At 60.2% G+C, this 2166-nt stretch carries 3 protein-coding genes; all 3 read left to right on the plus strand.

Annotation, left to right across the window (positions count from 1 at the left end):
* A partial coding sequence (locus ACRXB1_RS34905; RefSeq protein WP_449494637.1) for a hypothetical protein occupies positions 1 to 258 on the plus strand: 258 nt, incomplete at its 5' end.
* 18 nt (positions 259 to 276) lie between these two features.
* Positions 277 to 1365 (plus strand): uroporphyrinogen decarboxylase, encoded by a 1089-nt coding sequence (gene hemE / locus ACRXB1_RS34910; RefSeq protein WP_449494638.1) that lies wholly within the window; start codon positions 277 to 279, stop codon positions 1363 to 1365.
* A 460-nt stretch (positions 1366 to 1825) separates the two neighbouring features.
* Positions 1826 to 2166: primosomal protein N' family DNA-binding protein (locus ACRXB1_RS34915; protein WP_449494639.1), on the plus strand; the 341-nt coding region annotated here is incomplete at its 3' end.

Here is a 2166-nt window from a genome sequence, read left to right on the forward strand (position 1 = left end):
TTCACCGGCAAGTCCGCGCCGGTGATGCTGCCGGCTTGCACGGTCTGCGCGGATGCGCCGGACGCGAAGGTCATCGATAAAACGGATACGGCGGCGCAGAAGGCGAAGAATCTCATCAATGCTCCTTGTTGTACGTTGCGAGCGGCCGATGATATCGGTGCAACCGCGCGCTGGATATTGGCGATGCCCCGGCCTCGGACCACATGGAAGGTGGCGGAAATCCCGCCGCCGCGTCCGGTAGAATGCCCTTTTGCCTAACGCTAAAGCCTGAGCCACGTGCCTTCCACACTTCTCAACGATACCTTCCTGCGCGCGCTGCAGCGCCAGCCGACCGACTACACGCCGATCTGGCTGATGCGTCAGGCGGGCCGCTACTTGCCTGAGTACAACGCCACGCGTTCGCGCGCCGGCAGTTTCCTCGGCCTCGCGACCAATCCGGATTACGCCACGGAAGTCACGCTGCAGCCGCTCGAACGTTTTCCGCTCGACGCCGCCATCCTGTTCTCCGACATCCTGACCATCCCCGACGCAATGGGCCTTGGCCTGAATTTCGTGCAGGGCGAAGGTCCCCGGTTTGAGCGCACGGTGCGCACCGAGGAGGACGTGGCGAAGCTGGCGGTGCCGGATATCGATGCCACGTTGCGTTACGTGACCGACGCGGTATCGCAGATTCGCCGCGCACTCACCGACGCACAAGGGCGCCAGAAAGTGCCGCTGATCGGCTTTTCGGGCAGCCCGTGGACGCTCGCCTGCTACATGGTGGAAGGCGGCGGCTCGCCCGATCATCACAGGGTCAAGGCGATGGCCTATTCGCGGCCGGACCTGATGCATCGCATTCTCGATATCAACGCGCAGTCCGTGACGGCATACCTGAACGCGCAGATCGAAGCGGGCGCGCAAGCCGTGATGATCTTCGACACGTGGGGCGGTGCGCTCGCCGATGGCGCGTATCAGCGCTTTTCGCTCGATTACATCGCGAAGGTCGTTGCGGGACTCAAGCGCGAACACGATGGCGTCAAGGTGCCGGTCATCACGTTCACGAAGGGCGGCGGCTTGTGGCTGGAACAGATTGCATCGATCGGCGTGGACGCAGTGGGTCTCGACTGGACGGTGAACCTCGGCCAGGCGCGCGAGAAGGTGGGTGACAAGGTCGCGCTGCAAGGAAATATCGACCCGACGGTGCTGTTTGCATCGCCGGCGGTGATCCGCACGGAAGCGCGTGCGGTGCTCGACAGTTTCGGCAACCATCCGGGGCATGTGTTCAACCTGGGCCACGGAATCTCGCAATTCACACTGCCGGAAAACGTCGCGGAGCTGGTTGATGAAGTGCATCGGCACAGTCGCGCGATTCGCTCAAAGAGCTGACATTTGATCAAAAAAGATTGCTGCGCTGCGTCACGAAAAGCTTACGCAAGACGATTCGCGGGGCAGCAAGAGTGGCTCGAAATGCCCGTGGTTTGGCCGTTCGCCTAATGTCAAGAGTTGACTTATGCACATTTTGTACGCTGCGGCGCGCAATCCTCAATGCATACCAAAAGGGCTTCGCGAGGTTGTGAATTGTCATCTCAAATGCATGATTAATAAGAGAAATTCAGACTACTCCCGCTATGTGGGGTACCGAACACAAGCAGCGAGATCGCGGTTTTTTGCCCGTGTCAACCAAAGTTCTCAACAAAGTTATCCACAGCCCTGTGGAAAGCGACGAAATCTCAAAAATAATCCACGGCTTAGCGGCGATTGTGATGTTTCACTTTAACTTCGTAACGCTCAGCCTGATGTTCAGGTGGAAGCACTGCGGCGCTGTGGTCCGCGGGCGGTGCGGCAATTGAGCGTCTTCGTTCGCGTCGCGCTGGACCACCCACTGGCGACACTTTTCGACTATCGATACAACCTCGCGCCCACGCCACTTCCCGGCATGCTGGTGCAGATTCCGTTCGGGCGTCGTGATGCGGTCGGCATGATTTGCGAAGTCACGGACCATAGCGATGTTCCGGCTGACAAGTTGCGCGATGTGGTCGCCATTTGCAGCGCGCTTGCGCCGCTTGCACAGGAATGGCGGGCGTTGACGCTGTTCGCCGCTGATTATTATCAGCGCGGATTGGGCGAGGTCGCCTTGCGCGCGCAAAACCTGCGGCAGCGCGGGCAAGAGGTCGGGAGAGCGTCGGG

It is taken from the genome of Caballeronia sp. M23-90 (assembly GCF_053574605.1).